Source organism: Caulobacter sp. SRI_014, from assembly GCF_057586315.1.
Window position 1 is genome coordinate 254,906 of the sequence record NZ_JBYCZQ010000005.1, and the last position, 26,835, is coordinate 281,740.

Sequence of the window (26,835 nt, forward strand, 5' to 3'; positions counted from 1 at the left end):
AGGGGGGGCGCGATGCTATCGGCCAGACCATGACCGCTGTGCTTCGCGCCCTCGCCTTCCTTGTTCGTCTCGCCGGTTTCGGCCTCGCCGCCGGCGCCGCCCTGGCCGTGTCCCTGGCCCAGGGCGGACGGTTCAGCGACCGGCTGGACATCCTGACCCATTTCACCCCGATCTTCCTGATGCTCGGCATCGCCGGCCTGATCGTCTGGGTGATCGGCGGCGGGCGCAGCCTGGTGCGCGCCACCCCCATCGCCGCCGCCGTGGCGGTGCTGAGCTCCGGCGCCCTGATGCTGCCCGAACTGACGCGATCCAAGGGTGAGAAGGCGCCGGCCGAGGGCGAGACCCTCAAGCTGGTCCAGTTCAACCTCTGGGAAAACAACAGCGACGCCGAGGGCTCGGCCCGCTGGGTGCTGGCCGAAGACCCCGACATCATCACCATCGTCGAGGGCTATGAGATCACCGGCGGCGTCGCCCGGCTGCTGCGCGAACGCTATCCCTATGCGGTGACCTGCGCCGACCCGCAGCCCTGTTCGACCATGATCCTGTCGAAGAAGAAGCCGGTTTGGCAGCAGGGGCTGAGCACGGCCGTCTCCAACGCCAATCTGTCCGCCGCGCAGGCCCGGTTCGCCGGCGACAAGGGCGAATTCGACGTCTTCGCCATCCACTACACCTGGCCGATCCCGGCCGGACCCCAGCAGCAGCAGACCAAGCGGCTGGAGGCGGTGCTGGACACGGTCAACCGCGACAACGCCATCATCGGCGGCGACTTCAACTCCACCCCCTGGTCGTTCAGCCTGCGCCGCTATGACAAGGCCTTCGGCCTGGAGCGCCGCACGCGCGGGCAGGCCACCTGGCCGGCCGCCCCGATCACCCGCTACCAGATCATGCCTCCGTTCCCCCTGCTGGCCATCGACCAGGTCTACGCCGGCAAGGCGTGGAAGACGGTCAGCGTGAAGCGGGGTCCGAAGCTGGGTTCGGACCACTATCCGGTGGTGGTGGTCCTGAAGCGCTAGGCTTCGAGGCCGGCGATCTCACGGGCGATATTGGCCCGGGCCTTGTCTTCGAGCCGGGCGCGGAAAGCCGGATCGGCGTAGAGCACCGGCGCCTCGAGGAAATGCCGCATGACGCGGGCCCGACCGGCGCGGAAGGCTGCCTCCGGCACATGGCCGTATTCGTGGCGCACCCCGGCGGCGTAGGCGTCGTAGGCGTCCGGATCGCCGCCCAGCACCGACAGGTCGATCGACACCATCAGGGCGCCCAGCCGATCGCCCTCGGCGAGGCTGTGGCCCTTGGTCAGCAGGATCAGGCGGGCGACCTCATCGACCTCATCAGGGCTGGCGCCCAGGGCCGGCAGGTCGCGGCGGGCCAGCTCAGCGCTGGCTTCCTCGTTGTCGGAACGGGTCGGGTCGTAGATGGCGTCGTGCCACCACAGGGCCCAGGTGAGAAGGCGGCGATCCTGGTCGTTGAGACCAGGAACCGCCGCCAGCTCGTTCAGGCAGGCCTCGATATGGGCGCGGCTGTGGTACCGCCGGTGCGGTTCCGCATAGAGCGCCTCGAGGCCCGGGGTCATCTAGCCTTCAGCGCCGACGCGGGCGGTGATGATCTTGCCGGGGCTGCGCGGCGGTTCGCCCTTGGGCAGGGCGTCGACCGCGTCCATGCCGTCGGTGACTTCACCCCAGACCGTGTACTGGCCGTCGAGGAAGGTGGCGTCGTCGAAGCAGATGAAGAACTGGCTGTTGGCCGAGTGCGGGAACGACGAACGGGCCATCGAGCAGACGCCGCGGACGTGCGGGGCCTTGCTGAACTCGGCCTGCAGGTCGGGCTTCTTGGAGCCGCCCATGCCGGTGCCGGTCGGGTCGCCGCCCTGGGCCATGAAGCCCGGGATGACGCGGTGGAAGACGACGCCGTCGTAGAAGCCTTCGTTGGCCAGTTCCGTGATCCGCTCGACGTGGCCGGGGGCCAGGTCCGGGCGCAGGCGGATCGTCACCTTGCCGGTGTCGAGGGTGAGGATCAGGGTGTTGTCGTCAGCCATGGGGGGCTCCTTGAGGTTTTGGGGCCTTCTAAGCGTTCGCGGGCGGCCCGGCTAGCCATGGCGGGAACGGGAGTCGGCTGGGGCCTGTTCCCGGTCGGTCAGGCCATAGTCGCGGGACACTGCCGCGATCCGCAGGCGGTAGCCGGCGAACAGGCCCGCCCTGCCGGCGTCCTGGGCCGCGCGATGGGCCTCAAGATTGCGCCAAGCGGCGATGGCCGCCTCGTCCCGCCAGAAGGACAGGGACAGCAACTTGCCGGGGTCGGCCAGGCTCTGGAACCGTTCGATCGAAAGGAAGCCATCTATGCCGTCCAACAGCGGCGCCAGGGCGGCGGCCCGGTCCAGATAGGCCTGGCGGCCGTCGATCGTCGGGATGACCTCGAAGATGACGGCGATCATGGCTCGACCTGGCGCAGGAAGGTGCGCTCCTCGGAGAGAATGAAGCGCTGGTCTTGGGCCATGGCGAAATTGGCGGCCCCGGCCGGGTCGGTCTTGAGACAGGCGCGATAGGCTTCGTAAGCCGCCAGGCTGTCGAAGCGGATCAGGGCATGGGCGACGTTGTTCGTGCCCTCGTGCGGCATGAAGTAGCCAATGAGGTCGCCGCCGCAGGCCGGGATGATGCTCAGCCAGTTTCGGGAGTAGGCCTCGAAAGCGGCGGCCTGGAACGGATCGATGACGTAACGGATGTGGCAGGTGACGGACATCTGGTCTCTCCTCTTTCCCGGGGTTGATAGCAGCTTGAGAGACAGAGACGTTACGGTTACGGTCGAACTATGAAAGTCGGTCCGGACATCGCCGCCGTCGCCGCCCTGCTGGGCGATCCGGCCCGCGCCAACATGCTGACCGCTTTGCTGGCCGGTCCGGCCCTGACCGCCGGGGAGCTGGCGCGGCACGCCGGGGTGACGCCGCAGACGGCCAGTTCTCACCTGGCCAAACTGACCGAAGGCGGCCTCCTGAAGACCCAGAAGCAGGGCCGCCACAGCTACTACGCACTCGCCGGCTCCGACGTCGCGCAAGTGCTGGAAGGCCTGATGGGCCTGGCCAGCCGGGCCGGACGCCAGCGCATCCGCACCGGCCCACGCGAGCCGGCCCTGCGCGAGGCGCGGGTCTGCTACGACCATCTGGCCGGCGATCTGGGGGTCGCCATGCTGGAGGCCATGATCGCTGATGGCCGCATCGCCGAGGATGGCGAGGCTTTGACCCTGACCCACGCCGGCGCCGTCTTCGCCGAGGAGCTTGGTGTTGAACCCGCCGCCCTGAAACCCGGCCGGCGGCCGGTCTGCAAGGCCTGCCTCGACTGGAGCGTCAGGCGGCGCCACCTGGCCGGCGGCCTGGGCGCCGGCCTGCTCGACCGGTTCTATGCGCTCGGCTGGGCGCGGCGGGAGCCCGACAGCCGGGTGGTGACCTTCACCACCGGTGGTCGCCGCGCCTTCAACGAGGCCTTCGCCCTCAGGGCGTGATCTGTACCGGCAGCTCGACGTCGCAGACCGAGAAGTCGGCGCCCTTCTGCTTGCGGACGCGTTTGATCTCGCCGGCGAACCAGGGGCTCTTGGGGTCGATGATCTGGATCTTCGGCCGCTCGGCTTCGGGGATGTCGGCCAGCACCCGGACCTTCTGCATGACGTCCTGCGGGGCCTCGACCGGTTCGCCGGTCTTGATCGAGCGGATCACATCAAGCCCGCTGATCACCCGGCCGAAGGCGGTGTAGCGCTTGTCGAGCGAGGGATAGGCGTAGCGCATCAGGAAGAACTGGCTGTTGGCGCTGTCGACCTCCTCGCCGCGGGCCATGCCGACCACGCCGGGGCAGTAGGTGCCCCAGGCCGACACCTTCTTGTCTCCGGTCATGGTGGTGTAGCTCGAGTGCTGGCTGACCACCGGCAGGGAGAGCAGGAAGCCGACCTCCGTCCCCTGCGGCGCGGCGACGGGGACGAAACCGCCGGCGACGTCGCGGCGCCAAGTGAACTCGGCCTTGAGGTCGGCCATGCCTTCAGCCGAGCCTTCACCGGTGTTGGTCGGGTCGCCGGTCTGGGCCATGAAGCGATCGATGACGCGGAAGAAGGTGCGGCCGTCGTAAGTCCCCTTGTGCGCCAGCTCCGTCAGGCGGGCGACGTGCCCCGGGGCGACCTCGGGGACCAGCTCGACGATGACCCGGCCCTTGTTGGTGTCGATGACCAGCACATTGGCCGGATCGGGCGTGCGCCAGTCGGTGGCCTTGGGCTTGGAGGCGGCGTTTGCGGTGGAGGTGGCGGCGAGCGCCGCCACGGCGGTCAAAACGATCAGGCGGCGCATAGGCCCCTCCCCCAAAGCTGTTGTCAGCCGACCTTAACCGGAATCACGACGTCGCAAATGGTCAGCGGCGACTTCGAGGCCGCGCGCTGGGCCTCGACAAGGGTCTTGAAGCCCGGCGAGCGGGTGTCGACGATCTGGATCTTGGGCCGCTCCTTCTCCGGGATGTCGGAGAGCAGGCGGACGGTCTTCATGATGTCGCGCGGCGGAACGACGGGATCGTCCTCGGTGCCGGCCTTGATCTTCTCGACGGCGTCCTGGCCGCTGATTACCCGCCCCCAGGCCGTGTATTGGCTGTTGAGGCTGGGATAGGTCGAGCGCATCAGGAAGAACTGGCTGTTGGCGCTGTCGGGGTTCTGGCCCCGGGCGGCGCCGGCGGCGCCCTTGCAGAACAGGCCCCAGCCGCCGACCTTGCCGTCCTTGCTGGCGATGGCCTGCATCCCCGGCGCGGTGCGCACCGGCATGACGCCGTAGAAGCCGACCTCGGTAACGCCGGTGTCGCCGCCGGCCGGCAGCCGTTCGAACAGCACGAAGGGGTCCTTCAGGCCGCGACGGAACTCGAACTCGGCCGTCAGGTCGGGCAGCTCGGAACTGCCGGTGCCCTTGTTCTCGGGATCGCCGGTCTGGGCCATGAAGCCGTTGATGACGCGGAAGAACTCCAGTCCGTCGTAGAAGTGGCGCTTGGCCAGCACCCGCATGCGCTCGACGTGGGCCGGCGCCAGCTGCGGCGACATCTCGACGATCACCCGGCCCTGGCTGGTCTCGATGACCAGGATGTCGTCGGGATTGGGCGTGCGCCAGTCGGTCGGCGCCAGCGTCGGCGTGGCGGCCAGAGCAGCGGCGGGAACAGCGGTGAGGGCCAGCAGGGCGGCGATCAGGGCGGATTTCATGGAACCGGCGGTAACGGGGGGTTGAGGCAATCGCAAGGCGGAATTTGAGCGCCTTATCGAAGCGGCGGACCATTGTAGCGCTGGCGGCGACCCACGGAAAAAGGCGGCGCCCAGGTCGGGGATCGGCGAAAGGCCAGGAAACCTTGCGGGCGTGGGGTTTGGCGTTGGTCGAGGGGCTGGGAGCGTGGGTCGCGGCGTTGGTCCGGGCGTGGCCGGGGCGCGGGGTTTGTGGGTCAGAATCAGGGCGTGAGGACCTACGGCGAGGAGGACGCCACCCGCAAGCGTCCGAAAGCCGCCAGAATTTTACCCGGTGAAAATTATCAGTCCTTCGGCAGGCTGTAGGCGCCGATGCTGCTGGTCCGCAGCCGCCAGCGGTAATCCTTGTCCTGGCCCCAGGTCTGTTCGACCGGAGCGACCTCGGTCGTATCTCCGCGGTAGCGGATCAGGCGGGCGCGCACCCGGACCTCTGACCGTTTCGAAACGACCTCGATGACCTGAAGATTCACCCCCTCGCCCAGGGCGTTCGACCAGGCGGCGACAGTCGCCTCGCGGCCGGCGAAGGTTTGCCCGCCCATCTGCAAGGTGGCGTCCTGGGCGAACACAGACGCGAACTGTCCCGCCGGAAGATAGGCAGGGTGACGGAGGAAGGTGTCGCCAAGCTGGTTGCGAACGAAGGCGGCATAGCTGATGGGATCGCCGCTGAGCTGGGCGCAGGCCTCGATGCGTTGGGGATGGCCGCGATAGTCGTCGGCGGACAACAGGCCGCAGCCTTCCAACAGTTCGAAACCGACCCGCGACATCTCCGCCGCGCCGTCGAACAGGCCATCGTCGTCGCAGGCGTTGCGCACGCGGCGATACACCGACTTGCTGTCGAAGACCTCCGTCACCGCCACCCAGGCATGAAGGCAGATGTTCAGCGGCTCGCCCTTCTTCGGTTCGGGCCGGGTGACGCGTTCCGGGGAGACCATCACCTGGCCTGCGTAGAAGTCGGCTAGCTGGATGCCCCAGGCCCCGAGGCCCGTGCGGAACACCCGAGGCTCGGCGGACGGCCGCAGGGCGCGGGTCTCGACCTCGACCGGCCCGTCGCCCTTGCGGGCGATGGTGACCATCGGCAGGTCGTGGCTGTAGCCATCGACCAGATAGACGCGGACGCCGGCCCAACCTTCCTTGGCCAATGTCTCGACCGGCGGGGCCCCGAAGGATTCACGGATGTCCCTGCGCACCTCGGCGTCACACAGGTTGCGGCCATAGTCGTCCAGGCAGTCTCGGTCGAACGTCGGCGGCTCGGCGGCGGTCAGCAAGGCCAGGGCGATGAGGGCGGCGCTCATGTCGTCAGTCCTTGAATTCCTTGCGGCTGTAGGCGCCGACGGTCCAGCTGACGATCCGCCAGTTGAAATCGCTGTCCCGCCGCCAGGTCTGCTCGAAGGGGGCCCAGACGTAGTAGGCCAGGCCTTCGGGCATGTAGAAGACGCCGCCGCTCACCTGAGCGTTCACATCCTGAACGGCGACCTTCGTAAGCTCTACGCCGAGGCCGCTGCGCAGCCTGTCTTCGCCGACAAACCAGTCTCTGACCGCGTCAGAACCCGCGCGAACGGACCCGTCCGCCAGGGTGAGGCGAACGTCGGGTTCGAACAGCTGCTCGATCCGCGCCGCCTTGCCGGAATGGTGAAACCCGACGTGGTAGAACTGGAAGAAGAGCAGAGCCGCCGAACGGCGCTCCTCGCCAGCCAGGATGCTGCAATCGAGAAGACGGCCGAAGAGGCCGTTCGCGCTGACGTCCGCGAGGTCGTTGCATCCCTCGATGTTGTTGCTGGCCAACTGGATCAGGTCGTCGGCGGCGCTGAAGGTCGTGTCCTCGGGACAGGATTTCCGTTCCCGCCGCGTAACCTGACCGCCGTCGATGACCTCAATCGCCGCGCGCCCGGAGTCCATACAGATGATTTCATAGCCCTCCTCGTCCTCCGAGCCGGGCACGGGCGGCGGTTTGGGCCACTCGAATCCGGTCTTGGACTGGGCTATCGGCGAGGTGCGGGCCTCGTCCATGGCCACCTGGACAACGCGCCAGTCCCAGCCTCCGACACGGCCGGTCATCTCCCGAATTCCGCGTTGCTCAGTTTTGGTCCAGGCGAAGACCCGCGGCGCCGTCTCCCCCTTGCGCAGCACGGCGACCGCCGGCTGATGACGGCCATAGGCGTTGGTGAAGAACACCCGGATGCCGGTGTAGCCCTCCGCAGCGAGCGCCTCCGCCGTGGGCAGCCCATAGACGCGATAGGCTTCGCTGACCTCGATATCGTCGTCGCTGATCGGCGTGGCGGCAGGTTCGGCGGCGGCCAGCGCAAGGGCTGCAGCGACCGCCGCGCCGATCATCCCCGGCCGACCTTGGCCATCAGTTCCTTTTCGATGCCGGGGGGCACGAACTTGTGGATGTCGCCGCCGAGCTTGGCGATTTCCTTGACCAGGCGGCTGGCGACGGCTTGGTGGCGGGGGTCGGCCATCAGGAACACGGTCTCGATCTCGCGGTCGAGTTGCTGGTTCATGGCGGTCATCTGGAATTCGTATTCGAAGTCGGCGACGGCGCGCAGGCCACGGACGATGATGCCGGCGCCGACCTCACGGGCGAAGTGCATCAAGAGGCCCTCGAAGGGGCGGATCTCGATCTCGGCGAACTGCTTGAGGTGTTCGGTTTCGCGGCGGACGGTGGCGACCCGCTCCTCGAGGGTGAACATCGGCCCCTTGGAGAGGTTGATGGCGACGCCGATGACCAGCTTGTCCACCAGCTTCACGGCCCGGCCCATGATGTCCAGATGACCGTTGGTCATCGGATCAAAGGTTCCCGGATAGAGCCCGACTCTCGCCATCACCGCCCCGTCTTGCGCAAGATCGCCAGCCCTTGCTGGGCTGGCGGTTGCTCGACTTCTTAGCTGGCCGAAGGCGTCTCGTCGCCCTCGAATTCACCCTCCGGGGAGTCTTCGTCGCCGCCAGCCTCAGCCAGGCGCTCGACGCCGACGACATGCTCGTCCTTGCTGGTGCGGAAGACGATGACGCCCTGGGTGTTGCGGGCGGCGATGCGGATCTGGGCGACGGGGCAGCGGATCAGCTGGCCCTGGTCGGTGACCAGCAGGATTTCGTCCGACTGCTCGACCGGGAAGGCGGCGACCAGGCGGCCGCCCTTGCGGGTCAGGTCCTGGGCCATCAGGCCCTGGCCGCCCCGGCCCGTGCGGCGGAAGTCGTAGGCGCTGGAGCGCTTGCCGATGCCTTCCGTCGACATGGTCAGGATGACCTCCTCGGCCGCGCCGAGCTCGGCGAAGCGCTCGACGCTGAGGGCGGTGTCGGACACCGCTTCCTCTTCGTCCTCGGCGGCGACTTCAGGCTCTTCGCCCTCCTCTCCGCTCTGCGCCCGCAGGAGCGCCCGCGACTGCTTGAGGTAGGCGGCGCGCTCGTCCGGCGTGGCCGGGACGTTGCGCAGGATGGCCATGGAGATGACCGTGTCGTCGCCCAGCAGCCGGATGCCGCGCACGCCCATGGAATCGCGGCTGGAGAAGACGCGGACGTCGTCGGCCTCGAAGCGGATGGCGCGGCCGTTGGCCGTGGTCAGCAGGACGTCGCTGTCGCTGGTGCAGAGGCCGACGCCGACGATGGCGTCCGCGCCCCCGAGGGACTCGGGGTCCAGCTTCATGGCGATCTTGCCGTTGCGGTTGATCTGCACGAAGTCGCTGAGCTTGTTGCGGCGGACGGTGCCGCTGCGGGTGGCGAACATGACGTCCAGGGTGTCCCAGGTCGCCTCGTCCTCGGGCAGGGTCAGGATCGAGGTGATGGTCTCGCCCTGCTCGATGGGCAGCAGGTTGACGAAGGCCTTGCCGCGCGAGGTGGGCGTGCCCAGCGGCAGCCTCCAGACCTTGAGCTTGTAGACCTTGCCGCCCGAGCTGAAGAACAGCATCGGGGCGTGGGTCGAGGCCGAGAAGACGCGGGTGACCGCATCGTCGTCCTTGGTCGCCATGCCGCCGCGGCCCTTGCCGCCGTGGCGCTGCGAGCGATAGGTCGAGAGCGCGGTGCGCTTCACATAGCCGCCGTGGGTGACGGTGATGACCATCTCCTCGCGGGGGATCAGGTCCTCGTCCTCGATCTCTCCGTCGCCATCGATGATGGTGGTGCGGCGGGGAACGGCGAACTTCTCGCGGATCTCGACCAGTTCCTCGCGGACGACGCGCATGATGTTGGCGCGGTCGGACAGCAGTTCCAGCAGCTTGGCGATGGCGCCGGCCAGGTTGCTGGCTTCGTTGAAGATTTCGTCGCGGCCAAGGCCGGTCAGGCGCGACAGGGTCAGGGCCAGAATGCCGCGCGCCTGTTCGTCGGTCAGGCGGATGGTGTCGCCCTCGACCTTGGTGCGCGGGTCCTGGATCAGGTCGACCAGGGGCATCATGTCGCCGGTCGGCCAGGCCTTGGCGACCAGGCGTTCGCGGGCCTCGGCCGGGTCGACCGAGCTGCGGATGATGGCGATGACCTCGTCGATGTTGGCCACGGCGATGGCCAGGCCGACCAGGGTGTGGCCGCGGTCACGGGCCTTGGACAGTTCGAACTTGGCCCGGCGGACGACGACTTCCTCGCGGAAGTCGACGAAGCAGACGAGCAGTTCGCGCAGGCCCATCTGCAGCGGCCGGCCCCGGTTGAGGGCCAGCATGTTGACGCCGAAGCTGGTCTGGACGCTGGTGAAGCGGTGCAGCTGGTTGAGCACCACCTCGGGGGTGGCGTCGCGCTTCAGCTCGATGACGACGCGCATGCCCTGGCGGTCGCTTTCGTCGCGCATCTCGCCGATGCCTTCGATGCGTTTGTCGCGCACCATCTCGGCGATGCGTTCGATCAGGGCGGCCTTGTTCACCTGGTAGGGCAGCGAGGTGAAGACGATGGCCTCGCGGTCCTTGCGGATGGTCTCGACGGACGAGGCGCCGCGCATGATGACGCTGCCACGGCCGCTGAGCAGGGCCTGGCGGGCGCCGGAACGGCCGACGATCTCGCCACCGGTCGGGAAGTCGGGCCCGGGGACGATCTCGAGCAGCTGTTCGGCCGAGATGTTCGGGTCGTCAATCATCGCCAGGCAGGCGTCGACGATTTCACCGAGGTTGTGCGGCGGGACGTTGGTGGCCATGCCGACGGCGATGCCGCCCGAGCCGTTGACCAGCAGGTTGGGAATGCGCGACGGCAGGACGACAGGCTCTTTTTCCTTGCCGTCGTAGTTGTCCTTGAAGTCGACCGTGTCCTTGTCGAGGTCGGCGAGGATGGCCTCGGCGGCCCGCGTCATGCGGCACTCGGTGTAGCGCATCTGGGCCGGCGGATCGTTGTCGACCGAGCCGAAGTTGCCCTGGCCGTCGATCAGCATCAGACCCATCGAGAACGGCTGGGCCATGCGGACCAGGGCGTCGTAGATCGATTGGTCGCCGTGAGGGTGATACTTGCCCATGACGTCGCCGACGACGCGGGCGCACTTCACATAGGGCTTGTCGTGGGTGTGGCCCTGTTCGTTCATGCTGAACAGGACGCGGCGGTGCACGGGTTTCAGGCCATCGCGCGCGTCCGGCAGGGCGCGGCTGACGATGACGCTCATCGCATAGTCGAGGTAGGATTTGCGGAGCTCGTCCTCGATGGCGATGGGGCTGACGGCGCCCCGCCGGCTGTCATCGGGCGGCGTGTGATTTTCGTCGGTCAAGGAAGGGAATAATCCGTAGGAAACAGCCGTTGGAATCGGCTCGGAACGTGTAGGCTTTAGTTAGCATTTGATGACCGGCGGCGCCACCCGCGCGGGCCGGTTTAAAGTCCCCAGGAGTGCTGAAAATGCGTGGTTTTCTGTTCGTTTGCGCCGCCGTTGGCGCGCTGGTCGCCCTGCCCGCCCAGGCCCAGACCAAGACGGCCCTGATGGTCGCCACCCTGGAGGGCGCCGACGGCAAGAATATCGGTGGCGTGACGCTGACCGAGGCCCCCCGGGGCGTGCTGATCGAGATCGAGGTCAAGGGCCTGGCCCCGGGCTGGCACGGGCTGCATCTGCATGAAACCGGCGACTGCGGGACACCGGACTTCAAGTCGGCCGGCGGCCATGTGCACGACGCCGGCAAGGCGGTTCATGGCCTGCTCAACCCGATGGCCAACGAGGCGGGCGACCTGCCCAACATCTATGTGGGGGCCGATGGGACCGGCCAGGCGCAGGTCTTCAGTCCCTGGACCTCGCTGACCGGCGAAGATGGCCGGGTGAAGCTTCTGGACGACGACGGGTCGGCCCTGGTTGTCCACCTCAGCCCCGACGACCACAGGACCCAGCCGATCGGCGGAGCAGGCGCGCGGGTGGCCTGCGCGGTGCTGCAGTCGCCGGCCAACTTCTTCAAACGGCGGTAGGCGGCCTCAGGTGGCGGTGGAGGCCTGCTGGGCCGCGCGCCGTTCGGACAACGCCACCAGCGCCACCCCGACCATGGTCGCCAGGCCGCCGCCGACCAGCTGCGGGGTGACCTTGTCGCCCATGAAGCCGACGCCGATGGTGCAGCTGACCAGCGGGGTGAGCAGGAACCAGGGGGTGACGCGGCCCGCCTCGCGGCGCTGGACCAGCCAGAACAGCAGGGCCGTGGCCCCAACCGTCGAGAACAGGGCGGCGTAGACCACCAGCCCCCAGATGAAGGGGGTGGCGGTGGTCGCCTTCTGCACCACGGTCGGCTCGAAGGCGAAGGAGGCGGCCAGCAGCACGGGGGCGGCGGCCAGGGATGTGAGGCCCTGCATCTTCAAGGGGCGTATGCTGGGGGCCTTGCGCATCAGCACGGTGGCGATGGCCCAGAGGCCGCTGGCGACGACGCCGATGGCGATGCCGGCCAGGTCCGCGGCGCCATGCGGGTCCAGGCTCATCCAGGCGACGCCGCCGAAGGCGATCAGCATGCCGGCGACCGCCGCCCGGGGCATGGTCTCGCCCAGCATCAGCCAGGCGGCCAGGGCCGTCATCGGGATCCACAGCTGCAGCGCCACGACGATGGGGCTGAGGTTATGGACCATGGCGAAGGCGATATAGACGAGGCCGAAGTGCAGCGGCCCGGCCAGCAGCACCAGCGGCAGCATCTGGCGCCACGGCGGCCAGGGCCGCCCCATGAAGGGCAGCAGGAACAAGAGCGCCACCAGGAACCGCGCCCCGCCCATGAACAGCGGCGGCAAGGCCTCGGTGGCCACCTTGGCGGCGGCGTTGTTCAAGCCCCAGACCAGGATGATGCCGAAGATCGCCGCCCATTCGGCGCCGGTGAAGGGAGTGCGGGGGGAGGACACGGGGTCTGGTTAGACAGCAGGGGCGAGCGATGCAACGCCGCTCGCGCACAGATCGCGTGGAGGTTCGGCGCCGGGGCCGCTCAATCCCACCAGAAATACCACCAGTCGCTGGCCATCAGGTCGGCGGCGAAGGCCGAGACCGTCCCGTGACCCTGGTCGATGGCGTCGTTGCAGTAGAGGTAGAGATCGCGGGCGAGCGCCAAGGCTTCCTCGCGGGTGGCCGGACGGCGTTGGACGCGCAGTTCGACAACATCATTGGTGCAGAGGACCAGTTCGGCCCCGTAGCGTTCGTGCAGGGACCGCAGGACAGCGACCTGATGTTCCGCCGGCGGGCAAGCGTTCCAGCCGCCGAAGCGCAGGTAAGCCATGGCCTCGGCGGAGACAGTGGTCGGCAGCAGGGCGATGAAGAGGTCGCGGGGACTACCGTCCTGGTCCTTGTCGATACCCCGCAGGCCATCATAGGGCTCGATTGCGGGCGGCCATTCGCCCAAATCCGGACCGCCGTCCTCCTGCTCCATCTCCTTGAGCATCTCGGCGTTGGTGACAGGCCGGCCGGCCGTTTCCAGATCGGCGCCAGCCTCGACCGCGTCGGTGTCGATGACCCTGTAAGCAACCTCGTCCGGCGGCAGTTTGCGCAGACTTTCGAGCGCCTCCGCGTCCTCCTTGTCGCGTTGGGCCTTCAGGTCGGCCGGGAAGCGAAGACTTGCCGCCGCAGCCAGGATGTCAGCCGGCGACCGGGTCTCGTAGCTCATGGCCTCAGCCACATCGGCGAGGCTCTCGGCGCCGCCCAGAATGACCGGCCAGCCCTTGCCCTCGGCGCGCAACCGTTCCCAGGCGGCGCGCACGTCGCCGCCCGCAACCCTGATTACCGGAAAGGGAAAGGCAGATGCATCGACCGCGCCGGCCTCGGCCTGACGCGCCAGGGCCGGACGCACCCCGACCGTGGCCAACAGGCCGCCGATCAGCCCAAGAACGCTCCGACGCTGCACCGGCTTGGCCTAGAACGGGATCTCGTCGTCGAGGTCGGCGCTGAAGTCTTCGCGCGGGCCGGAGGGCTGGTTGCGCGAGCCCCCGCCGAAGCCGCCGCCACCGCCGCTGGAATAGCCGCTGTCGCCGTAGTCGCGGTCACCGCTGCCGCCGCCGCCGTCACGGCCGCCGAGCATGGTCAGTTCGCCGCGGAACTTCTGCAGCACGATCTCGGTCGAGTACTTCTCGACGCCCTGGGCGTCGGTCCATTTGCGGGTCTGCAGGGCGCCTTCGACGTAAACGCTGGAGCCCTTCTTGAGGTACTGCTCAGCCACCTTGGTGATGTTGTCGTTGAAGATGACGACGCGGTGCCACTCGGTCTTTTCCTTCTTCTCGCCGCTCTGGCGATCGCGCCAGGATTCCGAGGTGGCGATGGTCAGATTGCAGACCTTGTCACCGGAATTGAGGGTGCGGATTTCCGGGTCCTTGCCCAGATTGCCGATCAGAATGACTTTGTTGACGCTGCCCGCCATGGGGGTTCTCCATCTCGCCCGGCGACCGTCCGCGCCGGAATCTGTGGGCGACCCTAGCTCCCGTTAACGATTGGGGCAAGGAAAATAGTTCTGCTTTTGTTCTTGTTCGGCGAGGTTGTCCACAACAGACTTCCGCTCGCCGTTCGATGAACCGATTTAGCTGCTGGGCATCGCCCCGGGCTGGACCAGGGTCACGCCGTCGCCGGCCCGCTCGAGCAGCAGGAACTGGCCGCCGTTCCACTTGGGCCGGCTGAAGATGCCGCGCGGGTTCACGATCAGGAAGGTGCCCTGGTAGGCGCCGACAATCTCGCGGTTCGACCCGCCCAGCCGCAGGAAGTCGACGCGCATCTTTTCCAGTTCGGCGGCGCAGTACTCGATCTGCTTAACGTTGGTCTTGACCACGTTGTACTTGAACGTCTTGCCGTCCTTGGTCACCGCATGAAAGCAGACGCCCCGGTCGTAGGGCGCTTCCGGGACTTCCTCGCAGGCCGCCAAACCGACAGCGGCGATGGACAGAGCGGCAAGGGCGGCGACGGGCTTCAGCATAATTACAACCTTAAACTCGGGCGACCGCTGGTCAACCCACAGGCTCGATGGCGCAGCTCTTGTCCTGGCGGGCCAGGGTGCGGAAGCGGCGGTTGTCGTCGCTGATCTCGACCTTGTTCGGCACCAGACGCAGGGTCTGCTGGCCCCAGCGGCCGTAGGTGGCGCGGCCGGCCCGTTCGCACTGGCCGGCGTAGAGCCGCTGGACGCAGGCGTTGAGGCTCATGTTTTCCAGCTTGGTCCAGTTCCCGTCGGCGTAGCGCCAGCAGGCGCTGCCGTCGGCGACCGGCGTCGGCGCCGGCGCGGGGGCTGGACCGGAGGTGGTCGGCGGCGGAGCCTGGGCGATAACCGGCGGGGTTTGATCGGCCGGCGGCAGGGGGGCGACGATCGAGCCCGTGGCGCCGGTGGCCGCCAGGGCGCCGGTCTCGTCGACGCCGACGTCGAGGGCGCCGGTGGCCACGCCATTGCGCTTGGCGCATTCGGCCAGGGTGATCTCGCCGACAAACTGGCCCTCGACGAAGCAGCGGATCGGGCGGGCGGCGTCGAGCTTTGTCTCGTCGTCGCGGCCGTTCTCGACGATCAGACCGCCCTGGCTGGCGGGCGGCGGCTCGTCAGTCTTCTTCGTGCCACCGAGGATGCCGAAGGCGATGATGACGCCCAGCACGATGGCGATCAGGGCGCCGAGCCCAAGGACCACGCGGCGATCTTTCAGGAATTCCATGGCTTCAAGCGCTATCGCGTCATTGCGACGGTTTCAAGCGCATGACCCTTTTGCGGCGAACCCTAACCGCCGCCCGTCAGGCGGTTGAGCGCGGCTGTGTAGTTGGAAATCTGGTTGCTCAGGTAGGCCGGAACCGGACCGCCGGCGTTGCTGCCGCTGGTCAGCGACGGCGGCTTGGCGGCGTTCTCCAGGTCCTTGTAGGCCGAGCGGATGGCGCTCATCGCCTTGGACAGCACCAGCTGGGCGTTGCGGACCGCGTCCTCGTCCTTGAGGCTGATGTCATTGGCCAGCGCCAGACCATAGATGTTGCCCTTGCCGTCGGCGGCCACGGTCTTGCCGTTGACCACCTCGGTCTTGCGCACCACGCCCTCGGCCAGGCCGAGCGCGTCCAGCATGTTCTTGCCGCTCTTGCCGGGCAGGATTTCGACCGTCGCGTTGTCATTGGCCGGGGTGATCTTGATGCGGCGGAATTCGCCGTCGCTGATCACCTCGACCTTGGCGCGGTAGCCCCCTGCCCGCTTGATCTTGGCGGCCAGGGTTTCCAGCGTATCGTCGGCGGCCAGGGTTACCGTGGTCAAAGCCCCGCCCTCGCGCGTGCGGATCTGGAAGGTGTCGCCGGCCCGGGCGGCGGTCGCCGAGACGATCTTCGCGCTGTCGGTGTACTGCAGGGCGCCCTTGGGCAGACCAAAGGCATCCAGCACCGAGGCGCCGGAGGCGTCGACGGCGATCGAGGTCGGGGTGACGTAGCCGTCCTTGCCGGTGATCCGCTGGGCCGAGCTGGCCTGGCCGCTGAACGGGTCCAGCTCGACGATATAGCCGTCCTTGCTGGCGATGGGGGTCGAGCCGCCGGGCAGGTTGTCGCCGGCCACGCCGGTCAGCCAGACCTTGCCGTTCGCCACGGCCATGCCGGTGACGGTGTCGTCCTTGGTCCCGCCATAGTAGGCGAGCGCGTCGGCGCTGGTGCTGGAAAGGTCTGTCGATAGCCGGGCGGCAAAGCCGTCCATGCCGCCCGCATGGGCGCTGGCCGGGGTTCCGACGGCCAGAGCCGCGTTGCGGGTCGAACCGCCGACGTAGAGCTGACCGCCGTCGAGCTTGATGCCGGCCAGGGTCCCGCCTTCCAGGTCGCCGAGATCGCGCGTGGCGCCGGTCGTGACGGTGGCGCCGCTGACCGTGTAGCTTCGCAGGACCGCGTGCTTGTCTTCCATGCCGGCGACGATGACCTGCGAGCCGTTGACCACCAGGCCCTCGACCGCCTCGTCGGCCGCCGTGCCGAACTGCTGGGTGAACTGGGTGACCGGAATGCCCGTGGCGCTGGTCGTGATGCCCGACAGATAACCGTCCCAACCGCCGCTGGCCCCCGCCGCGCCCGGCATGGTGGACTTGGTCTTGCCGCCGACGAAGACCGTGGCGCCGTCATCGCTGAAGGCTACGGCGGTCGCCTCGTCGGCCTGCAGGGCCCCGCGCCGCTGGGTCCAGACTTCATCGCCTTTGGCGTCGTAGAGGGTGACGAAGCTGTCGCTCAGGGATGAGGTCGGCCCGGAGTTAATCGGGCCGTTGGCCGTGCCCTGCATCTCTCCGGTCACCGAGCCGGCGATGGCCACCTTGCCGTCCGCCGAGACGGTCAGGGCGTTGGCCTTGACCGTACCGACCGCGCCCAGGGTCCGGGTGTAGAGTAGCTGGCCCGAGGAATCGTATTTCAGCAGGGCGATGTCGCCCGTGCCCTTGATCGCCTGGCCATCGATGTCGCCGTTGACCTCGGCCAGCATATAGACCGAGCCGTCGGGGCCGACCTGGCTGTCCTTGATGCCGGTGACGCTCTTTTCGAAGCCGTTGGAGAAGACCTTCGTCCCCACCCCGCCCGGGGTGGTGGCGGCGGCGGTCTTGACCAGGCTGGAGGCGTAGACCGCGTCGTCGGTGGTCTTGTCCTTGTCCGGATCGGGATTGCCCGCCGTGGTCGCGACATAGACGGCCGGCGTCGCCGCATTGGCGCTGAAGGTCACCTGTTCGGCGCTGTCGCCGACCACCTTGAAGGCGAACTTGTCGCTGGTCGCCGGCAAGGTGACCTTGGTTCCGCCGGTGGTGATGACCTTGGGCTCGCCCGCCGTGCGGCTGACCTGGAAGCGGGTGACGATACCGGCCTCGGAAAGCTTGGAGTTGATGAAGGTGGCGACACTGCTCATCGAGCGCGTGCCGCTCATCTCGGAGAGGTCGATGGTGATGTTCTGGGTGGTGTTCAGCTTCTTCACCGCGATGGTGAAGCTGGCCGCGCCGGCGAACTTGGACACCGCCTCGGTGGCGTTGCCCTCGTGCACGGTGGCGGTCGTGTAGGTGTAGTTCGCCCGAGGAACGCCGACCTTGGTCTTGTCGCTGAGCATCGCCTCGCCGCGGGTCAGGCGGATGTCCTCCAGCTTGACGCTGTCGGCATAGGCGACGGTCTGGGCCAGACCCTTGGCGAACAGCTTCTCGATCTTGCCCTTCTCGGCGTCGGTGACGCCGCGGACGCTCATTCGTTCGGCCAGGCCGGTCAGGGCATTGAGACCCTGGAACAGCGAGAACAGCTTCCTGTAGTCGGCGCTGGCCCCGGCCAGGTCCAGGACGGCGGCGTTCTCGTCGATGAACTTGCGGCCCTGCATGACCGACTCGACCAGGGCGCTGGCGCGCGGCGCGACCGAGTTGGTCGCCCAGGGGGCGGTCGGGGCGTACTTGGTTTTGCCCGCGAAGGAAGAGCCCGTCGCCAGAGTGCTCTGGCCGGTTCGCGCCTGGTAGAAGCCCAGGAGGAGTGACGAGTCGATGCTGGTCACGACGGTTCCCTGACGTGCGGACACACGTCTTCGCGGGCATTATCGCGTGAGTGGGGTTTACGGGGTGTTAGGACCCGTCAACGAAAGCCCCCCTCGACCTCAGTTGTCGGATGGCCAAGCTCCTCGAGCATGTGGCCGACGATGATCTCAAGCGTGTCTTCCGGGCTGGTCTGCCCCGATTCCGCCAACGCATGGCCCAGGTGGCGGGCGAGATCCGAGAGGATCATGCCCCAGGCCCGCGCTTCGTCCATGCCCTGATCGCGATACATGCCGACTTTCAGGGCACAGTGAAGGCCATGTTCGGCGATCCAGACCCGAGCCATTTCGACGGACTCGCGGTCACGATCGGCGGCGGGCGGAGGGGCGAGCACGGTTGGCATGTCAGGCCGCTATCATCCGGCCGTCGACCAGCACCGCCCTCGCCTTCTCCCGGCGGGCCTGCCAGTCGGCGGAAAGGATGCCCAGCAGCACGACGTCGCGGCGCTGGCCGTTCTTCAGGGCGTGGCCGCGCAGGTAGCCTTCGCGGACGAAGCCGGTGGCGGTCATCAGTTTCAGGGCGCCGTCGTTGTCGGCCATGACCTCGGCCCAGACCTTGTCGAGGCCCATCTCGCAGAAGGCCTTGTCGAGGCCCAGCACCTGGGCGGCGCGGCCGACGCCGCGACCGCGGCTGTCCGGGTCGCCGACGAACCAGTTCCAGGCGGCGCGCTGGTGGTGACTGGCCAGGCCCGTGAGGGTCATGAGGCCGGCCGGCTTGCCGTCGCGGGTGATCATCCAGCCACGGCCGTCATGGCCGGCCAGCAGATCAACGAACCAGCGCTGGTGGGCGCCGCGATCGGGCACGGCGGCGTCGGACATCCAGCGATCGACCGACGGCTCCTGGCGCCAGCGGTAGAGCTGTTCCTCGTCGCCGGGCTCCAGGTCGCGAAGGTCGATCATGCGGCCCGTCTAGCTGAGGTTTAGCCGCCCTGGAACAGGCTGAGCACGATCTGCGGCGCCTGGTTGGCGATCGACAGGGCCTGGGCGCCCAGCTGCTGCTGGACCTGCAGCGCCTGCAGGCGGGCCGATTCCTTGGCCAGATCCGCATCGACCAGGTTGCCGATGCCGCTGTTGAGCACGTCGGTCAGTTTGGAGATGAAGGTGTTGTGGGCTTCGATCTGCTTGGCCTGGGCGCCGATGTCGCCGAGCGCCTGGTTGACGTTGGCGATCGAGGCGTTGAGCTGGGTCAGGATGCCGGTGGCCAGGGTGGCCGTCGTGATCGAGGCGCCGGCCGCGACCGTCAGGATCGAGCCGCCCAGCGACAGGTTCTTCACCGACAGGGTGATGTAGGCGTTGGCGTCCGCATTCGCCAGGAAGCGGATGTTGTTGGTCAGCGAGCCATTGAGCAGGTTGGCGCCGTCGAAGTTGGCGTTGGTCAGGGCCTGGGTGATCTGCTTCAGGGTGGCCTTGAAGTCGCTGTCGAGCGCCTGGCGCGAGGCGGTGTCGATGGACGGGTCCATCGCCGCCACGACCTTTTCCTTCAGGACGTTAAGCAGGTCCGAGACCGTCTCGCCGGCGGTGAGCGCCACGTCGGAGACCGAGGTTGCCCGGTCGAGGCTCATCTTGACCGCCGACAGGGCGCCGATGTCGGCGCGCTGGGCCTGAGCGATGCCCCAGACCGAGGCGTTGTCCTTGGCCCCCTGGACCTTCAGGCCGGTGCTGATCCGACCCTGGACGCCTTCCATGGCGTCATTGGTCTTGTTGAGATTCTGCAGGGCAATCAGGGCGGCCTGATTGGTGTGCACGCCGATGGTCATGGACCGTCTCTCCGGTGCGCCTTCCGGCGCTGACGGTCGCCGATTCGACCGCCTGTTCCCGTTCAGGCTAGCGGTCCAACCGTTGGCGTATGGTTAACGGCGCAGAAACCATGATCGCCGCCGTCGCGGCGCGACGTCGGAGAGAAAAGGGCGGCCCGGCCAGCAAGAAGCCGGGTGGAGGAAAGTTGTCGGTCAGTCCCGGGTGTCGACCACCAGGCCCGGATTGTAGTCCTCGGAGCTCATCGCCTTGAGGACGCTTTCGCGGGGCAGCTGTTGAACGATTTCGCCGGTGCGGCGGTCGAGGGTCTTGTAGACAAAGGCGCCGGTGGCGGCGTCTTCCTCGATCACCAGACGGAGATCGGCGTTCTGACTCTTCGGAGTCGGGGCGACGGTCTCGACGGCGGGTTGAACCGGTTGGGCGATCATCGCCGCAATGGGTTCAGGGACAGTCCGGATATTGGCTATGCTGTTGCTCATGTCTCCCACAGCGCCGGGGCTTGTCGCGCCGGCGTCTCCTGCCAATGCCCTCTCGCCGGTCGGCGAAGGGTTACGCGCATGAAGAGGGGCGGACGCATCAGCGCCCGCCCCAGTTCACTGTGCCGTTAGCGGAACAGACCCAGCAGCGACGAAGCCGAGGAGTTGGCGATCGACAGAGCCTGCACACCGAGCTGTTGCTTGGTTTGCAGCGCTTGCAGTCGGGCGCTTTCCTTGGCCAGGTCGGCGTCGACGAGGTTACCCACGCCGGCGTCCAGGCTGTCCTGCAGCTTGCCGATGAAGCCGAGGTGCGTTTCCAGCGACTTCGAACCCGTGCCGAGCTTGGCCAGGGCCGCGCCGGTGTTGGTGATCGAAGCGGTCACCAGAGCCAGAGCCGAGGCGGCAGTGGTCGCGGTGGAGAACGACGTGGTCGCCGTCACCGTGACGTTGGCGCCGCCGAGCGCCAGGGACTGGGCCGCCACCGTCAGCTTGGAAGAGCCGTCGGCGTTGGCGAGCGCGGCGATGGTGGTGCCGCTGGCCTTGATCATGTTGGCGCCGTTGAAGTCGGCGTTCGAAACGGCCTTGCCGATTTGGTCGCGCAGGGCCTTGAAGTCTTCGTTCAGAGCAGTGCGGCTGGCGGTATCCAGCGAAGTGTCAGCGGCCGCGAGGGCCTTTTCCTTCATCTGGGTGAGCAGGTCATTGACCGACTCGCCACCGGCGATGGCCACGTCGACGACCGAGATCCCGCGTTGCAGCGAGTCCTTGACGGCGTTCAGGGCGTTGGAGGTGGAGCGTTGGCTTTGGGCGATGGCGTAGACCGCGCCGTTGTCCTTGGCCGAGGAAACCTTCTTGCCGGTGTTGATCCGGCTCTGGACTTGGTCCAGCTCACGGTTCGTGGCGTTGAGGTTCTGCAGGGCGACCATAGCGCCCGTATTCGTGTTCACGCTGTTCAGCGCCATAACGATAGTCCCTATTCAAGGTGTCCGACGCCATTTTGGCAGCCGGGAGCTTTTTGCTCGGGACGATGGCTGCAAGGGACGGGCCAGATGGGCAGGAATGACCATGGGCCCTAAGGCATTGAAAATATTGCATTATAGGTCTGTTAGGCATGCCCGGAACCGGCAATTTCTGCCCAGTTGCCGCCCTGCAGGCAGAATCTGCCGGGCTGGGCGCCGGGCAAAGACTTCCACCCTTCTCTTGCGGGCCGAGCCAAGGCAGGCTGTCCGACGGGAGGTGGGGCGATGCGGCTACTCGCAAGTGCGCTGGCTTTGGGCCTTGGCCTTTGGGTCGCGTCGCCCGCCGCAATGGCCGCCGGACCCCGCCCCCCCGAGGCGGTGCGGGCCGCCGCCTCCATCTATTATGACAACACCCTGCGTTGGGGCCGTGACAGCAAGGACCAGCCGGTTGGGCCGCAGCGCGCGCCGGACGTCGTGTTTGAGCCCATCGACATCAGTCATGACGGCGTACCGGACTGGCGGGTTCAGTTCGACAAGGCGCCTTCGACCGGAGCGATCGGCAAGGGTTGGGTGGAGCTCTATGTCTCCCGGCCCGACGGCAGCCATGTGCTGGCGCTCGAGGGGCGGTTGACCCATCCGCGCTATCGCAACATCGATGGCCGGTTCACCCTGGATGCCCGGATCGACAGTTTTGCCCCGCCCTGCATGCGTAACGACGGCTGCCCAAGGCGCTGGGTGTGGGACAACGCGCTCGGAGCGTTGATCGAGACACCTGCCAGGGCCGGGCAGACGATCCTCGAGGGCGGACCCCTGCTGCTTCGGCGGATGGATTTCGATGGCCGCTGGCCGGACAATCCCCTCACACGCTTTCCGGCCGGATCGAGGGAGGCGGTGGCGGGAGAGATCCGCAAGCGGGACCGGCTATGCCGCCGGTACGATGCCGGCGCCGCCTACGATGGCGGCGCCGAAAGGCCGGTCGAAACGCCGGACCTGAATGGCGACGGCAAGTCCGACTGGGTGGTGGGCTGGTGGATGACACGCTGCGATTGGCCGAACTATCTGAACGACACGCCGGCCAGTCCGTGGTTGCCCCTGACCATCCTGCTGAGCCAGCCGGACGGAGGGTTCAAGGAGGCTTGGGAGGCGACTGTGCTTCAGGCGCACTGGGGGCTGGATGTGTCTGCGGCGCCCGCCCGGGTCGTGCTGCTGGCCGCGCCAGGCCAGTGCGACAAGGAAATCTGCGTGAAGTCGGTGCTGGTCTGGACCGGTGAGCGGTTTGAGGAGACGGCCTCGCACGACCGTTGAAATTCTGAAAAAGGTCTGCCGGACGGCCCCAGGAAGCGGGACCGTCCGGCGTCGCGACTTTAACCGCGGAACAGCGACAGGATGGTCTGCGGGGTCTGGTTGGCGATGGAGAGGGCCTGGACCCCCAGCTGCTGCTTCGTCTGCAGAGCCTGGAGTTTGGCGCTTTCCTTGGCCAGATCCGCATCGACCAGGTTGCCGATACCCGCATCGAGGCTGTCTTGCAGCTTGCCGATGAAGGTCGAGTGCATCTCGTAGGCCTTGGCTTTGGTGCCCAGGCGCGCGAGCGAGGCGCTGACGTTGGCGATGGAGTTGGTCACCGTCGTGATCATCGCGGCCGCCGTGGTCACCGTACCAATGGTGCCGGTGGCGGCGACAGTGACGACCGACCCGCCGAGCGCCATGACTTCTGGGGCCACGGTCAGCTTGGAGGATCCATCCGCGTTGGCGAGAGCCGCAATCGCCACGGCGCCGGTCTTGATGAGGTTAACCCCATTGAAGTCGGCGTTGGCGACGGCCTTGGCGATCTGGTCGCGCAGGGCCTTGAAGTCCTCGTTCATCGCGGAACGGCTTGCGGTGTCGAGACTGGTGTCCGACGCCGCGAGGGCTTTCTCCTTCATCTGCAGGAGCAGGTCCGAAACAGACTCGCCACCGGCGATGGCCACGTCGATCGCGGAGGTGCCGCGATTGAGCGAGTCCTTGACGGCATTGAGCGACTGGGACGTCGCGCGCTGGCTCTGGGCGATGGCCCAGATGGCGCCGTTGTCCTTGGCGTTCGCAACCTTTTTGCCGGTGTTGATGCGGGATTGGGTCTGACCGAGCTCCTGGTTGGTCGCGTTGAGGTTCTGGAGCGCAACCATCGCGCTCATGTTCGTATTCACCGACAAAGCCATCGGTAATCCTTCCATTCTGGAGGTGTTAGCCGGCGATTTTCGCCGGTGAGCCTTCTGGCCCGGGCGGGGCGTCGCAAGACGCAGGCCACGATCGGCGAACGACGGTCGATTTGAGGGTGTTGTTTTTCTAAGGAAAATTCGCCCACCCCGGGTTCGGGAAGGGGGGCCGCTTGAGTCCCTCGGCAGAAACTGCCCGGTCGAAATTTCGGGGTGCAAGATGAAGGCGCCAGTTACCTTGTTGGTGAGCGCGATCAACGATTGCGCCTCGAATGACGGGGGCTGAGAGCACGCGCCACACAATCAGCGAGAGCTTTTCGCCCGCTGCCAGCATTGGACGACCAGTGATTTCTGAACTAGCCTGCGCTCAGCTTTTGGGATGCAGGGGTATGGATAGGAAGACGCTCCACGATCTGGCCCTGCTGTCAGTAGCGGCCTACGACCACGGTGCGAGCGTTTCGACCTATGTGGCGGGCATTACGTTTTCGACTCCGGGCTGGCGTGTGCTCAGTCCGGCCGAACTGGGCTTCAATCTGGTCGGCGACGCCCTGTTCTTCGATAGCCACGGATACTTTGCAGCGACCATCGGCGTCGACGGTCGAGCCTTCGCAGCGATTAACGAGACGACTGGTCAAGTCGTGCTCGTCTTTCGGGGTTCGGACGACCCGACCGACTGGGGCATCAGCAACCCGTCCATCGCTCTCGGCGCCTTGGGCGGCACCCTCACGGCCTTCTTTCCCTTCATAAACGCGGTGAAAGAGTACGTTTCGGACAGGAACGCACTGGGCGATGACCTGAAGCTGCTTTCGGCCGGGCACAGTCTCGGGGGCGCCTTGGCCGAGTTGCTCAACAGCCAGAATGCCGCCTGGGATGGCGGCGCCGGGATAGGGTCCCCCGGGCTACGCCCCCTGGACTATCCGACGCCCCATGACGACAGCTTCGTCCATGTCGCCCACCTGCGCGACCTGGTTGGAGGCGAGACGTTCCCGGCGGCTCACCCGGGCATAACGGTCCACATCGACTACCGGAATCTCTATCTGAACGAGGTCGATCGAATACTCGACCAGCATGACTCCCAAATCTACGCCGACCAGATCGGCGCGCTGAGCTCCAGCCTGGCGTTTGCCGGGGTCTTTGAGGACGACATCAGCATCCTGTTTCTTGATGGCGGCCTCAACGACCTGACCGCCGATGAAATCTCTCCGTACGCCGTGGTGTTTGGCAACTATGGTCGCGATTTCCTGCGTGGCGGCCTCTCGCCCCACGCGGTCCGGCTGGATGGTGGATGGGGCAACGATAGCCTGCAGGGAAGCGCATTCGCGGACGTTCTGGTTGGCGGCGCCGGCAGCGACGATCTGGAGGGGCGGGCAGGCGAAGACCTACTCCACGGCGGCGGCGGCGGAGACCACTACTCGGTCGGCCTTGGCCAGGGGGCCGACACGATCGATGACCGGGGCGACGCCTATGGCGACGACTACATTCGCGCCTACCTTCCCGGGCTGCTCTACGACGTCGCCACGGAGACCCTCAACAACAGCCTGGTGATGCATTGTCTGGATGCCGCCGGAGCAGAAATCTACACCTTCACGGCTTCGATCTCCGGCGGAAATCTGATCGTCTCCGGCAGGGATCCCGCCGCTACGGAAGTCTTCCGGGTCACCGTCATCGACTTCACATCGACCGGCGGCCGGGTCGAATGGATCGAATTTTACGCCGAGGGCCACGGGGGTCGGATCACGGCTATCCCGTTGACCACTTTCTGGTCCTCAGCAACCGCCCCCGACCCCGGCGACGCCCCCTCGCTTCCCGCCATCGACTCCCCCGCCAACGGCGACTTCGACTACCAGGGCACCTCGGGCACCAACATCTTTGATGGTGGGTCGGGCATCGACTCGCTGCTCGGCAAGGGTGGCTGGGACGAGCTGACCGGGGGCACTGGCGACGACATTCTGAAGGGCGGCTCAGGCGGAACCTGGACCCTGACCGAGCCGGGTGACCCCTCCCCCAGCACGGCCGGTGACCTGCTGACCGGCGGGGCCGGTGACGACACCCTGTTTGACGACGACGGCGGGTCGACCCGGGATGGCGACATCCTGCTGGGCGGCGATGACGATGACCAGGTCGTCGTGCATGGCGCGCCGAGCGGGACCAGCGACTACGCGGACGGCGGCGACGGCGAAGACTTTGTTCTGGTCGACCTGTCGGACCGATCGACCAGCTGGTCGGCGGATTTCACCCATGCCACGCTGGTCCTCTCGACCGCCAGCGAAGGCTCAATCTACCTCGACGACTTCGAGACCCGCGCCGTTCTGTTCGGATCCGGCGCCGACTACTTCAGCGCAATCGGCGCGATCAACTACGTCGACGGCGGCGACGGCAACGACGCCCTGACCGGTCAGAACGGCAACCAGTTCCTGCTGGGCGGCGATGGCGACGACGCCCTGACCATCCAGGCCCCCAGCAGCTTCTTCATTCAGAATGGCCGGCTGACGTCCGTCGGTCAGGCGGTTATCTCCCGCGAGATCGACCTCGGCCAGGCTTTGTCGTTCAGCGCCACCATCACCCACAAGAACGGCTATGCGGGGCTGATCAATCGCTATGACAACTCCATTGTCATCGGCGGAGATGGACTGAATGGGTCAGGCCTGACCGTCCACCTGCAGCGAGGCGACCAGAACTACTCGGATTCCCGCATCCTCCTTTATGCCAATGGCGTCCTGCTGGGCAGCCAGGTCTCCACCTTCCAGTTCGGAGCCGCGATCGACATTTCCCTGTCGCTGGGAACCAACGGCCTGCTCGACGGCACGGTGTCGGATGCCGGGCACAGCTTCGACTTCTCTTTCGGTCAAGTGACGTTCGACCGATCCGTGGAGCTGCTGACCCTTGTCCAGTCGGAGAGCACCGGCAGCCTGCAAACCACCTATGACGACATCGTCGTTCAGTCCGGCGGGACCTACAGCGACAACTTCTCGCGACCGGACGGCACGGTCGGTGGCGGCTGGCTGGCGGACGAAGCGACCTTCTGGCTCGACGGCGGCGAGGGCGCGGACACCGCCAGCATAGACCTGTCTACCGAGGGACGGTCCATCAACTTCATCGCCTCGCAGGCCGCCACGGCGGCGGGGTTCACCTTCGTGGGTGGCCAGCATGTGCGCAATGTAGAGCGCATCTCGCAGCTGCTTACCGGCGGCGGCGGCGATGACATCGTCGGAGACGGCATCGCCTACCTGGGCACCGGCGGCGGCGATGACCGAGTGACATTCACCGACTGGGCCGGCCAGAACAACTACTGGGAAGGCGGGTCCGGCAATGACCATCTGATCGTCGACCTCAGCGCTTCGACCCAGAACATCGGCGGCTACAT

At 67.0% G+C, this 26,835-nt stretch carries 27 protein-coding genes; 5 read left to right on the forward strand and 22 right to left on the reverse strand.

All coding sequences use genetic code 11. The features are described from left to right. The first annotated feature begins 29 nt into the window (after positions 1 to 29). Positions 30 to 1,013, forward strand: a complete 984-nt coding sequence (locus tag AC2YG9_RS13950) for an endonuclease/exonuclease/phosphatase family protein (protein ID WP_487298572.1) — start codon at positions 30 to 32, stop codon at positions 1,011 to 1,013. On the opposite strand, the gene AC2YG9_RS13955 is transcribed toward AC2YG9_RS13950, so the two are convergent. The 4 genes from AC2YG9_RS13955 to AC2YG9_RS13970 are packed head-to-tail and all read right to left on the reverse strand — an operon-like array spanning position 1,010 to position 2,733. Beyond that, the gene (locus AC2YG9_RS13955; RefSeq protein WP_487298573.1) at positions 1,010 to 1,570 is read right to left on the reverse strand and encodes an HD domain-containing protein; all 561 of its coding nucleotides are present in this window, start codon (positions 1,568 to 1,570) and stop codon (positions 1,010 to 1,012) included. The two genes, AC2YG9_RS13950 and AC2YG9_RS13955, sit on opposite strands and share 4 nt — an antisense overlap. Next, positions 1,571 to 2,032, reverse strand: a complete 462-nt coding sequence (locus AC2YG9_RS13960) for a peptidylprolyl isomerase (protein ID WP_487298574.1) — start codon at positions 2,030 to 2,032, stop codon at positions 1,571 to 1,573. A gap of 51 nt (positions 2,033 to 2,083) precedes the next feature. Continuing rightward, positions 2,084 to 2,428 (reverse strand): antibiotic biosynthesis monooxygenase family protein, encoded by a 345-nt coding sequence (locus AC2YG9_RS13965; RefSeq protein ID WP_487298575.1) that lies wholly within the window; start codon positions 2,426 to 2,428, stop codon positions 2,084 to 2,086. Further along, on the reverse strand, positions 2,425 to 2,733 hold the full coding sequence (locus AC2YG9_RS13970; protein ID WP_487298576.1) for an NIPSNAP family protein: 309 nt from the start codon (positions 2,731 to 2,733) through the stop codon (positions 2,425 to 2,427). The genes AC2YG9_RS13965 and AC2YG9_RS13970 overlap by 4 nt, the downstream gene beginning before the upstream one ends. Before the next feature lie 69 nt (positions 2,734 to 2,802). Between AC2YG9_RS13970 and AC2YG9_RS13975 the strand changes: the two genes are divergently transcribed. Further along, a complete protein-coding gene (locus AC2YG9_RS13975) occupies positions 2,803 to 3,489 on the forward strand; it encodes an ArsR/SmtB family transcription factor (RefSeq protein ID WP_487298577.1) in 687 nt (228 codons plus the stop codon). Here the strand turns inward: AC2YG9_RS13975 and AC2YG9_RS13980 are convergent. The 6 genes from AC2YG9_RS13980 to gyrA all read right to left on the reverse strand — a co-directional run bounded on the left by AC2YG9_RS13980 (position 3,479) and on the right by gyrA (position 10,906). Next, positions 3,479 to 4,318, reverse strand: coding sequence for a peptidylprolyl isomerase (locus tag AC2YG9_RS13980; RefSeq protein ID WP_487298578.1), 840 nt, complete (start codon positions 4,316 to 4,318; stop codon positions 3,479 to 3,481). The genes AC2YG9_RS13975 and AC2YG9_RS13980 overlap by 11 nt on opposite strands. A 23-nt stretch (positions 4,319 to 4,341) precedes the next feature. After that, entirely contained in the window at positions 4,342 to 5,205 is an 864-nt protein-coding gene (locus tag AC2YG9_RS13985; RefSeq protein ID WP_487298579.1) for a peptidylprolyl isomerase, read from the reverse strand. Between the two features lie 320 nt (positions 5,206 to 5,525). Next, entirely contained in the window at positions 5,526 to 6,533 is a 1,008-nt protein-coding gene (locus AC2YG9_RS13990; protein WP_487298580.1) for a nuclear transport factor 2 family protein, read from the reverse strand. A 4-nt stretch (positions 6,534 to 6,537) separates the two neighbouring features. After that, complete coding sequence (locus tag AC2YG9_RS13995; RefSeq protein ID WP_487298581.1) at positions 6,538 to 7,572, reverse strand: Cif family virulence factor; 1,035 nt, start codon at positions 7,570 to 7,572, stop codon at positions 6,538 to 6,540. Then, positions 7,569 to 8,063, reverse strand: a complete 495-nt coding sequence (gene coaD, locus AC2YG9_RS14000; RefSeq protein ID WP_487298582.1) for a pantetheine-phosphate adenylyltransferase — start codon at positions 8,061 to 8,063, stop codon at positions 7,569 to 7,571. The genes AC2YG9_RS13995 and coaD overlap by 4 nt, the downstream gene beginning before the upstream one ends. 59 nt (positions 8,064 to 8,122) lie before the next feature. Next, positions 8,123 to 10,906, reverse strand: coding sequence for a DNA gyrase subunit A (gene gyrA / locus AC2YG9_RS14005; RefSeq protein WP_487298583.1), 2,784 nt, complete (start codon positions 10,904 to 10,906; stop codon positions 8,123 to 8,125). Positions 10,907 to 11,031: 125 nt separating this feature from the next. Here gyrA and AC2YG9_RS14010 point away from each other — a divergent pair, with 125 nt between their 5' ends. Then, complete coding sequence (locus tag AC2YG9_RS14010; RefSeq protein WP_487298584.1) at positions 11,032 to 11,586, forward strand: superoxide dismutase family protein; 555 nt, start codon at positions 11,032 to 11,034, stop codon at positions 11,584 to 11,586. 6 nt (positions 11,587 to 11,592) lie between these two features. Here AC2YG9_RS14010 and AC2YG9_RS14015 read toward each other — a convergent pair whose 3' ends face one another. From AC2YG9_RS14015 to AC2YG9_RS14065, 11 genes are all read right to left on the reverse strand, one after another. Continuing rightward, a complete protein-coding gene (locus tag AC2YG9_RS14015; protein WP_487298585.1) occupies positions 11,593 to 12,492 on the reverse strand; it encodes a DMT family transporter in 900 nt (299 codons plus the stop codon). An 80-nt stretch (positions 12,493 to 12,572) separates the two neighbouring features. After that, a complete protein-coding gene (locus tag AC2YG9_RS14020; RefSeq protein WP_487298586.1) occupies positions 12,573 to 13,481 on the reverse strand; it encodes a DUF4253 domain-containing protein in 909 nt (302 codons plus the stop codon). Between the two features lie 9 nt (positions 13,482 to 13,490). Next, a complete protein-coding gene (ssb, locus tag AC2YG9_RS14025) occupies positions 13,491 to 13,991 on the reverse strand; it encodes a single-stranded DNA-binding protein (protein ID WP_487298587.1) in 501 nt (166 codons plus the stop codon). A 156-nt stretch (positions 13,992 to 14,147) separates the two neighbouring features. Beyond that, complete coding sequence (locus tag AC2YG9_RS14030; protein WP_487298588.1) at positions 14,148 to 14,537, reverse strand: hypothetical protein; 390 nt, start codon at positions 14,535 to 14,537, stop codon at positions 14,148 to 14,150. Positions 14,538 to 14,568: 31 nt separating this feature from the next. After that, positions 14,569 to 15,255, reverse strand: coding sequence for a hypothetical protein (locus AC2YG9_RS14035; protein ID WP_487298589.1), 687 nt, complete (start codon positions 15,253 to 15,255; stop codon positions 14,569 to 14,571). Positions 15,256 to 15,317: 62 nt separating this feature from the next. Beyond that, positions 15,318 to 18,056, reverse strand: a complete 2,739-nt coding sequence (locus AC2YG9_RS14040) for a hypothetical protein (protein ID WP_487298590.1) — start codon at positions 18,054 to 18,056, stop codon at positions 15,318 to 15,320. Positions 18,057 to 18,133: 77 nt separating this feature from the next. Then, positions 18,134 to 18,436, reverse strand: a complete 303-nt coding sequence (locus AC2YG9_RS14045) for a DUF5076 domain-containing protein (RefSeq protein ID WP_487298591.1) — start codon at positions 18,434 to 18,436, stop codon at positions 18,134 to 18,136. Between the two features lies 1 nt (position 18,437). Continuing rightward, entirely contained in the window at positions 18,438 to 18,992 is a 555-nt protein-coding gene (gene pseH, locus AC2YG9_RS14050; RefSeq protein WP_487298592.1) for a UDP-4-amino-4,6-dideoxy-N-acetyl-beta-L-altrosamine N-acetyltransferase, read from the reverse strand. A 20-nt stretch (positions 18,993 to 19,012) separates the two neighbouring features. Next, positions 19,013 to 19,849 carry a flagellin gene (locus AC2YG9_RS14055; protein WP_487298593.1) on the reverse strand — a complete coding sequence of 279 codons (837 nt, stop codon included), beginning with the start codon at positions 19,847 to 19,849 and terminating at the stop codon, positions 19,013 to 19,015. 192 nt (positions 19,850 to 20,041) lie between these two features. After that, the gene (locus AC2YG9_RS14060; protein WP_487298594.1) at positions 20,042 to 20,326 is read right to left on the reverse strand and encodes a flagellar protein FlaG; all 285 of its coding nucleotides are present in this window, start codon (positions 20,324 to 20,326) and stop codon (positions 20,042 to 20,044) included. A gap of 125 nt (positions 20,327 to 20,451) precedes the next feature. After that, positions 20,452 to 21,282 carry a flagellin gene (locus tag AC2YG9_RS14065; RefSeq protein ID WP_487298595.1) on the reverse strand — a complete coding sequence of 277 codons (831 nt, stop codon included), beginning with the start codon at positions 21,280 to 21,282 and terminating at the stop codon, positions 20,452 to 20,454. A gap of 282 nt (positions 21,283 to 21,564) precedes the next feature. On the opposite strand from AC2YG9_RS14065, the gene AC2YG9_RS14070 reads away from it, so the two are divergent. Further along, on the forward strand, positions 21,565 to 22,584 hold the full coding sequence (locus AC2YG9_RS14070; RefSeq protein WP_487298596.1) for a hypothetical protein: 1,020 nt from the start codon (positions 21,565 to 21,567) through the stop codon (positions 22,582 to 22,584). A gap of 59 nt (positions 22,585 to 22,643) precedes the next feature. On the opposite strand, the gene AC2YG9_RS14075 is transcribed toward AC2YG9_RS14070, so the two are convergent. Then, complete coding sequence (locus AC2YG9_RS14075; protein ID WP_487298606.1) at positions 22,644 to 23,474, reverse strand: flagellin; 831 nt, start codon at positions 23,472 to 23,474, stop codon at positions 22,644 to 22,646. A gap of 386 nt (positions 23,475 to 23,860) precedes the next feature. Here AC2YG9_RS14075 and AC2YG9_RS14080 point away from each other — a divergent pair. Beyond that, on the forward strand, positions 23,861 to 26,835 hold a 2,975-nt coding region (locus AC2YG9_RS14080; protein WP_487298597.1), incomplete at its 3' end, for a hypothetical protein.

What these genes read in the sequence shown, in the direction of transcription:
- AC2YG9_RS13950 (WP_487298572.1), top strand. Translation starts at nt 30, where the DNA reads ATGACCGCTGTGCTTCGCGCCCTCGCCTTCCTTGTTCGTCTCGCCGGT.
- AC2YG9_RS13955 (WP_487298573.1), bottom strand. Translation starts at nt 1,570, where the DNA reads ATGACCCCGGGCCTCGAGGCGCTCTATGCGGAACCGCACCGGCGGTAC.
- AC2YG9_RS13960 (WP_487298574.1), bottom strand. Translation starts at nt 2,032, where the DNA reads ATGGCTGACGACAACACCCTGATCCTCACCCTCGACACCGGCAAGGTG.
- AC2YG9_RS13965 (WP_487298575.1), bottom strand. Translation starts at nt 2,428, where the DNA reads ATGATCGCCGTCATCTTCGAGGTCATCCCGACGATCGACGGCCGCCAG.
- AC2YG9_RS13970 (WP_487298576.1), bottom strand. Translation starts at nt 2,733, where the DNA reads ATGTCCGTCACCTGCCACATCCGTTACGTCATCGATCCGTTCCAGGCC.
- AC2YG9_RS13975 (WP_487298577.1), top strand. Translation starts at nt 2,803, where the DNA reads ATGAAAGTCGGTCCGGACATCGCCGCCGTCGCCGCCCTGCTGGGCGAT.
- AC2YG9_RS13980 (WP_487298578.1), bottom strand. Translation starts at nt 4,318, where the DNA reads ATGCGCCGCCTGATCGTTTTGACCGCCGTGGCGGCGCTCGCCGCCACC.
- AC2YG9_RS13985 (WP_487298579.1), bottom strand. Translation starts at nt 5,205, where the DNA reads ATGAAATCCGCCCTGATCGCCGCCCTGCTGGCCCTCACCGCTGTTCCC.
- AC2YG9_RS13990 (WP_487298580.1), bottom strand. Translation starts at nt 6,533, where the DNA reads ATGAGCGCCGCCCTCATCGCCCTGGCCTTGCTGACCGCCGCCGAGCCG.
- AC2YG9_RS13995 (WP_487298581.1), bottom strand. Translation starts at nt 7,572, where the DNA reads ATGATCGGCGCGGCGGTCGCTGCAGCCCTTGCGCTGGCCGCCGCCGAA.
- coaD (WP_487298582.1), bottom strand. Translation starts at nt 8,063, where the DNA reads ATGGCGAGAGTCGGGCTCTATCCGGGAACCTTTGATCCGATGACCAAC.
- AC2YG9_RS14010 (WP_487298584.1), top strand. Translation starts at nt 11,032, where the DNA reads ATGCGTGGTTTTCTGTTCGTTTGCGCCGCCGTTGGCGCGCTGGTCGCC.
- ssb (WP_487298587.1), bottom strand. Translation starts at nt 13,991, where the DNA reads ATGGCGGGCAGCGTCAACAAAGTCATTCTGATCGGCAATCTGGGCAAG.
- AC2YG9_RS14030 (WP_487298588.1), bottom strand. Translation starts at nt 14,537, where the DNA reads ATGCTGAAGCCCGTCGCCGCCCTTGCCGCTCTGTCCATCGCCGCTGTC.
- AC2YG9_RS14035 (WP_487298589.1), bottom strand. Translation starts at nt 15,255, where the DNA reads ATGGAATTCCTGAAAGATCGCCGCGTGGTCCTTGGGCTCGGCGCCCTG.
- AC2YG9_RS14045 (WP_487298591.1), bottom strand. Translation starts at nt 18,436, where the DNA reads ATGCCAACCGTGCTCGCCCCTCCGCCCGCCGCCGATCGTGACCGCGAG.
- pseH (WP_487298592.1), bottom strand. Translation starts at nt 18,992, where the DNA reads ATGATCGACCTTCGCGACCTGGAGCCCGGCGACGAGGAACAGCTCTAC.
- AC2YG9_RS14055 (WP_487298593.1), bottom strand. Translation starts at nt 19,849, where the DNA reads ATGACCATCGGCGTGCACACCAATCAGGCCGCCCTGATTGCCCTGCAG.
- AC2YG9_RS14060 (WP_487298594.1), bottom strand. Translation starts at nt 20,326, where the DNA reads ATGAGCAACAGCATAGCCAATATCCGGACTGTCCCTGAACCCATTGCG.
- AC2YG9_RS14065 (WP_487298595.1), bottom strand. Translation starts at nt 21,282, where the DNA reads ATGGCGCTGAACAGCGTGAACACGAATACGGGCGCTATGGTCGCCCTG.
- AC2YG9_RS14070 (WP_487298596.1), top strand. Translation starts at nt 21,565, where the DNA reads ATGCGGCTACTCGCAAGTGCGCTGGCTTTGGGCCTTGGCCTTTGGGTC.
- AC2YG9_RS14075 (WP_487298606.1), bottom strand. Translation starts at nt 23,474, where the DNA reads ATGGCTTTGTCGGTGAATACGAACATGAGCGCGATGGTTGCGCTCCAG.